The organism is Streptomyces sp. FH025 (assembly GCF_017427025.1).
Taxonomy (GTDB): domain Bacteria; phylum Actinomycetota; class Actinomycetes; order Streptomycetales; family Streptomycetaceae; genus Kitasatospora.
Map to the genome: position 1 here is coordinate 1 of NZ_JAFLNG010000455.1, position 6,360 is coordinate 6,360.

Below are 6,360 nucleotides of genomic sequence, written 5' to 3' on the forward strand. Positions count from 1 at the left end.
CGGGCCCCTCGGACGACGGCGACTGCATACGGCTCTCGCTTCCACCCCCGGCGGCCTCGGCGCCACCACTCGCCCGGAGGATATCGAACGGCACCCGAACCACCCGAAACGACCACAGCGGCCGTACGAGGCTGTGGCACACAGCACAGGCTGGGAGGCACGCCGTGACGATCGAGACGATCGCACTCACCGGTGAGCAGTACGAGTCCTGGTCAGAGGAGCGGTGCGCGGGCATCGAGATCGTCGACGGGACGGTCGTCGTAGGCCCGAGCGCCTCCATCCGCCACAACCGCCTGGCACGCCTCCTGGCGAACGCCCTCGACGCGGCGGGCGGTGAGGAGTGGAACGCCGACACCAACTTCGGGCTCGGAGACCACCGACCGGGTGGTCAAGCTCGATCAGTACGCCAAGGCGGGCATCCCCTTCTACTGGCGGGTCGAGCAGGCGGCCGGCCGGGTGCCGATCGTCCACACGCACGTGCTGGACCCGGCGAGCCGGTCGTACGAGGCGGGCGAGCTGTTCACCGGGTTGGTCAAGGCCGTGGCGCCGTACCCGGTGGAGGTCGAGCTCGGCGGGGTGTAGGGGGCGCGGGCTCGTGTTGACAGGGTTCCGGGTGGGACGTAGCAAGAGAGCATGCGCCTTCCGGATGGGACCGGTGGGGCCGCTGAACCGGTCCGTGAGGCGGTTCCCGAGGTGGTTCACGCGCGGGACCGACTGCTGGCGGAGGCCGTGCGCCGGGTGCTCGGGTCGACCGGGGCGTACGGGGTGATGGTGTACCTGCGGTCGCGGGACGGCCGGTCGCTGGTGCTGCGGACCATCGCGGGGGTGCCGCTGTCGATCATGAGCCCGTTCCGGCGGGTGGCGGCCGCCGGGCCGCTGCCGGTCGCGGTCTGCTTCCGGACCGGGCGGGCCATCGAGCTGGCCGACACCGAGGACACCATGCGGCGCTTCCCGCAGCTCGCCGTCGGCCTGACCCTGTACGGCGTGAGCATGGCGCTGATGCTCCGCGCCGGTCTCGGCCTGGACCCCTGGGACGTCTTCCACCAGGGCCTCCAGCGGGTGTTCGGCCTCACCGTGGGCGCCTGGGTGACCATCTGCGGCGTCCTGGTGCTGCTGCTGTGGATCCCGCTGCGCCAGCGCCCGGGCCTGGGCACCGTCGCCAACGTGCTGGTGATCGGTACGGCGATGGACCTCACCCTGCGGCTGATTGGCGGCCCGGAGGGCCTGCCCGCCCGGATCGCGCTGGCCGCCGCCGCGATCGCGCTCAACGGCCTGGCGTCCGGCCTCTACATCGGCGCCCGCCTCGGCCCCGGCCCGCGCGACGGCCTGATGACCGGCCTGCACCGGCGCACCGGGCGCTCGCTGCGGCTGATCCGCACCGGGATCGAGGTCGCGGTGCTGGCCGCCGGCATCCTGCTCGGCGGAACCGTCGGGGTCGGCACGGTCGCCTACGCGCTGGCCATCGGCCCGCTGGTGCAGTTCTTCCTGCCCTGGTGCACGGTGCCGGAGCCCGCCCAAACCGCCCGGAAGGGATGAACTTCGGGGCACGGAGTTGCCGCGTGCCGTTGCCACTCGTCGCGTTCGAGGGGCGGAACCTCGTAAGGTCGTCTCCGTGTTGGACGAGATGCGGATACGGGATCTTGGGGTCATCGACGACGCGGTGGTCGAACTGGCCCCCGGCTTCACCGCCGTGACCGGTGAGACCGGCGCCGGCAAGACCATGGTCGTGACCAGCCTCGGCCTGCTGCTCGGCGGGCGCGCCGACCCCGGACTGGTGCGCCACGGCGCCGGCCGCGCCGTGGTCGAGGGCCGGCTGGAACTGCCCGCCGACTCCCCGGTGGCGGCCCGCGCCGTCGAGGCCGGGGCCGAACTGGACGACGGCGCCCTGCTGGTCAGCCGGACCGTCTCCGCCGAAGGCCGCTCCCGGGCGTACGTCGGCGGACGGGCCGTCCCGGTCGGGCTCCTCGCCGAACTCGGCGAGGACCTGATCGCCGTGCACGGCCAGACCGACCAGCAGCGGCTGCTGCGCCCGGCCCGCCAGCGCGGCGCGCTGGACCGCTACGCGGGCGAGACGGTGGCCGAGCCGCTGGCCCGCTACCGGGAGACCTACCGAGCCCTGCGCGAGGTCTCGGCCACGCTGGAGGAGCTGACCACCCGGGCCCGCGAGCGCGCCCAGGAGGCCGACCTGCTGCGCTTCGGCCTGGACGAGATCGCCGCCGCCGAGCCGGTGGCCGGAGAGGACGTCGAGCTGGCCGCCGAGGCCGAGCGGCTCGGCCACGCCGACGCGCTGTCCTCCGCCGCGACCCTCGCGCACGCCGCGCTGGCCGGCGACCCGGCCGACCCGGAGGCGCTGGACGCGGGCACCCTGCTCGGCCAGTCCCGGCGCGCCCTGGACTCCGTGCGCCACCACGACGAGCGCCTCGCCGCCCTCGCCGACCGGCTGAACGAGGTCGGCTACCTGCTCGCCGACGTCGCCGGGGACCTGGCCGGCTACGCGGACGACCTGGACGCCGACCCGGTGCGGCTGGCGGCCGTCGAGGACCGCCGGGCCGTCCTGGCCCAGCTGCTGCGCAAGTACGGCGGCGAGGAGAACACCCTGGCCGAGGTGATCGCCTGGGCCGAGGCCGGGTCCGCCCGCCTCGCCGAACTCGACGGCGACGACGAGCGGATCGACGAACTGGGCGCCCAGGAGACCGAGCTGCGGGCCGAGTTGGGCGAGCTGGCGGCCGAGGTGTCGGCCGCCCGGCAGGCCGCGGCCGGGCGCTTCGCCGAGGCCGTCTCCGCCGAGCTCGCCGAACTGGCCATGCCGCACGCCCGGGTGACCTTCTCGATCACCCGGATCGACGACCTGGCCGGCATCGAGGTCGACGGCCGCACCGTCGCGTACGGGCCGCACGGCGTGGACGAGGTCGAGGTGCTGCTCGCGCCGCACCCCGGCGCCCAGCCGCGCCCGATCGCCAAGGGCGCCTCGGGCGGTGAGCTGTCCCGCGTGATGCTCGCCGTCGAGGTGGTCTTCGCGGGCGCCGACCCCGTCCCCACCTACCTGTTCGACGAGGTGGACGCGGGCGTCGGCGGCAAGGCCGCGGTCGAGATCGGCCGCCGGCTGGCCAAACTCGCCGAATCCGCCCAGGTCGTGGTGGTCACCCACCTCCCGCAGGTCGCCGCCTTCGCGGACCGGCACCTGGTGGTGGAGAAGACCAACGACGGCACCGTGACCCGCAGCGGCGTCAAGGTGCTGAACGACGAGGAGCGGGTGCGCGAACTCTCCCGGATGCTGGCCGGCCTGGAGGACTCGGAGCTGGGCCGCGCCCACGCCGAGGAACTGCTGGCCGCCGCCCGGGCCCCGCGCCACCGGTAGTTGAGGTCGGCGGCCCCCGCGGACGGACGGCGACGCGCCCCGGTGGCGCCGACTGTCCAAGAGGGCCGCCGACCTGGCATGGTGGCGGCTGGACACTGGCTTTCCAGTCCCGAGCGCCGCCGACCGGGCAATCCTCGCGAGGCGACGCGCGAACCTGATCGAGTCGGATGCGAGACGACGTGGACCATTCCGCCGCCCGGGCCACCGCGGCCGCCCCGGAACCGGGGCAGCTGCACGTGGTACTCGTCCTGGCCGCCAGCACCGGCGGCATCGGTGCGCACGTGCGTTCCCTGGCCCAGGGCCTGGTCGCGCACGGGGTGATCGTCACGGTCTGCGCGCCGGCCGACACGGACGCGCTGTTCGGCTTCTCCCGCACCGGCGCCCGGTTCCACACCGTCGAGATCACCCCCACCGCGGGCGCCCGTAGCGACGCCACCGCCATCGGCGAGCTGCGCCGGGCCTTCACCGGCGCCGACGTGGTGCACGCGCACGGGCTGCGCGCCGGGCTGCTCTCCGACCTCGCGCTGCGCACCGCCGGCCGCTTCCCGGGCCTGCGCCCGGAGACCCCGCTGGTGGTCACCTCGCACCACGCGCTGCTGGCCACCGGCATGGAACGGCGCCTGCAGCGGCTGATGGAGCGTCGGGTGGCCCGGGCCGCCGACCTCGTCCTCGGTGCCTCCTCCGACCTGGTCGCCCGGGCCCGCGAACTGGGCGCCACCGACGCCCGGCTGGGCCCGGTGGCCGCCCCGCCGATGCCCGAGGGCCGGCTCGGTCGCGCCGAGGCGCGCGCCGCGCTGCTCGGCGACGACCCGGACCGCCCGCTGGTGCTGGCGGTCGGCCGGCTCGTCCCGCAGAAGGCCTTCGGGCTGCTGCTGGACGCCACCCGCGAGCTGTCCGCGCTGGACCCGGAGCCGCTGCTGCTGCTCGCCGGGGAGGGCCCGGAGGCGGGCGCGCTGCGCGAGCGGGTGGCCGCCGAGAAGCTGCCGGTGCGGCTGCTCGGCTACCGCGCCGACGTGCCCGACCTGCTGGCCGCGGCCGACGTGGTGGCGCTCTCCAGCCGCTGGGAGGCCCGCTCGATGGTCGTCCAGGAGGCGATGCGGGCCGGCGTCCCGGTGGTGGCCACGGCCGTCGGCGGCATCCCCGAACTGGTCGGCGACGCCGCCGTACTGGTGCCCCCGGGAGACCCGGCGGCGCTCGGACGGGCGGTGCGCGAACTGCTCGCCGACCCGGCCCGCCGCGAGCAGCTGGTGGCGGCCGGCCACCAGCAGGCCGAGACCTGGCCGGACGAGGCCGCCACCGTCGCCCAGGTGCTCAGCACCTACGACGAACTGGTCCAGCGCCCCTAGACGGTGGCCTGCTCGGCCCGGTCGGCGGCCAGACCGTCCGGCTGGGCCGACAGGTAGGCGGCGCCGCAGGCGGTCAGCCGCAGCGCGGTGTCGATCAGCGGGACGTGGCTGAACGCCTGCGGGAAGTTGCCGACCTGGCGCTTCTCGCGCGGGTCCCACTCCTCGGCGAGCAGCCCGAGGTCGTTGCGCAGCGCGAGCAGCCGGTCGAACAGCTCGCGGGCCTCCTGCACCCGGCCGATCATGGCCAGGTCGTCGGCGAGCCAGAACGAGCAGGCCAGGAAGGCACCCTCGTGGCCGGAGAGACCGTCGACGTTGTTGCCGGTCTCGTCGTGGGTCGGGTAGCGCAGCACGAAGCCGTCCTCGGTGGACAGTTCCCGCTGGATCGCCTCGATGGTGCCGATGACGCGCTTGTCGTCCGGCGGCAGGAAGCCGACCTGGGGGATGAGCAGCAGCGAGGCGTCGAGCTCCCGGCCGCCGTAGTACTGGGTGAAGGTGTTGCGCTCCGGGTCGTAGCCCTTGTCGCAGACGTCCCGGTGGATGGTGTCGCGCAGTTCGCGCCAGCGCTCCAGGTGGCCGCCCTCGGGGGCGTCCTCGGGGGTCTGCTCCAGCAGCTTGATGGTGCGGTCGACGGCGACCCAGGCCATCACCTTGGAGTGGACGAAGTGCCGGCGCGGCCCGCGGACCTCCCAGATGCCCTCGTCCGGCTCCTGCCAGTGCTCCTCCAGGTACTCGATCAGGCGCAGCTGGAGGTGGTGGGCGTGGTCGTTGCGGACCAGGCCGGTCATGTGGGCCAGGTGCAGGGCCTCGACCACCTCGCCGTAGACGTCGAGCTGGAGCTGTCCGGCGGCGCCGTTGCCGACCCGGACGGGCTGCGAGCCCTCGTAGCCGGGCAGCCAGTCCAGCGAGGACTCGGTGAGCTCGCGCTCGCCCGCGATGCCGTACATGATCTGGAGGTTCTCCGGGTCCCCGGCGACGGCGCGCAGCAGCCACTCGCGCCAGGCGCGGGCCTCCTCGCGGTAGCCGGTGCGCAGCAGCGAGGACAGGGTGATCGCGGCGTCCCGGAGCCAGGTGTAGCGGTAGTCCCAGTTGCGCTCGCCGCCGATGTCCTCGGGCAGGGAGGTGGTGGGGGCGGCGACGATGCCGCCGGTGGGGGCGTAGGTGAGGGCCTTGAGGGTGATCAGGGAGCGGATCACGGCCTCGCGGTAGGGGCCCTGGTAGGTGCACTGGCCGGCCCAGTCGTGCCAGAAGTCGGCGGTGGCGTCGAGCATCTCCTCGGCGTCCGGGGCCTTGGGCGGGTCCAGGTGGGAGGCCTGCCAGGTGAGGGCGAAGGCGATCCGCTCGCCGGCGCCGACGGTGAAGTCGGCGTAGGTGGTGAGGTCGCGCCCGTAGGTCTCGGCCTCGCCGTCGAGCCAGACCGAGTCGGGCCCGGCGACGGCGACGGTGCGGTGGCCGCCCTCGGCCTGCTCGACCCGGTGCACCCAGGGCACCACCCGGCCGTACGAGAAGCGCATCCGGACCGCGGAGCGCATCCGCACGGTGCCGGCCACGCCCTCGACGATCCGGATCACCTGGGGGACGGCGTCCTTGCCGGCCAGTGGGCGCGGCGGCATGAAGTCGATCACCCGTACGGTGCCGCCCTGGGTGTCCCACTCCTGC

Annotated in this window: 4 protein-coding genes and 1 pseudogene; 4 read left to right on the forward strand and 1 reads right to left on the reverse strand. The window is 74.7% G+C overall.

The genetic code is table 11. From position 1 onward, the window contains the following. The first annotated feature begins 164 nt into the window (after positions 1–164). From J0670_RS26610 to J0670_RS26625, 4 genes and pseudogenes are all read left to right on the forward strand, one after another. Positions 165–582, forward strand: a pseudogene (locus tag J0670_RS26610) (Uma2 family endonuclease). Between the two features lie 357 nt (positions 583–939). Beyond that, positions 940–1,536: a YitT family protein gene (locus J0670_RS26615; RefSeq protein ID WP_207814216.1), complete on the forward strand. Its 597-nt coding sequence runs from the start codon at positions 940–942 to the stop codon at positions 1,534–1,536. An 88-nt stretch (positions 1,537–1,624) separates the two neighbouring features. Beyond that, positions 1,625–3,358, forward strand: a complete 1,734-nt coding sequence (gene recN / locus J0670_RS26620) for a DNA repair protein RecN (RefSeq protein WP_207814217.1) — start codon at positions 1,625–1,627, stop codon at positions 3,356–3,358. 167 nt (positions 3,359–3,525) lie between these two features. Beyond that, a complete protein-coding gene (locus J0670_RS26625; protein WP_207814214.1) occupies positions 3,526–4,704 on the forward strand; it encodes a glycosyltransferase family 4 protein in 1,179 nt (392 codons plus the stop codon). Here J0670_RS26625 and J0670_RS26630 read toward each other — a convergent pair. After that, positions 4,701–6,360 (reverse strand): glycoside hydrolase family 15 protein (locus tag J0670_RS26630; protein WP_207814215.1); only part of this gene is annotated, 1,660 nt, incomplete at its 5' end. The two genes, J0670_RS26625 and J0670_RS26630, sit on opposite strands and share 4 nt — an antisense overlap.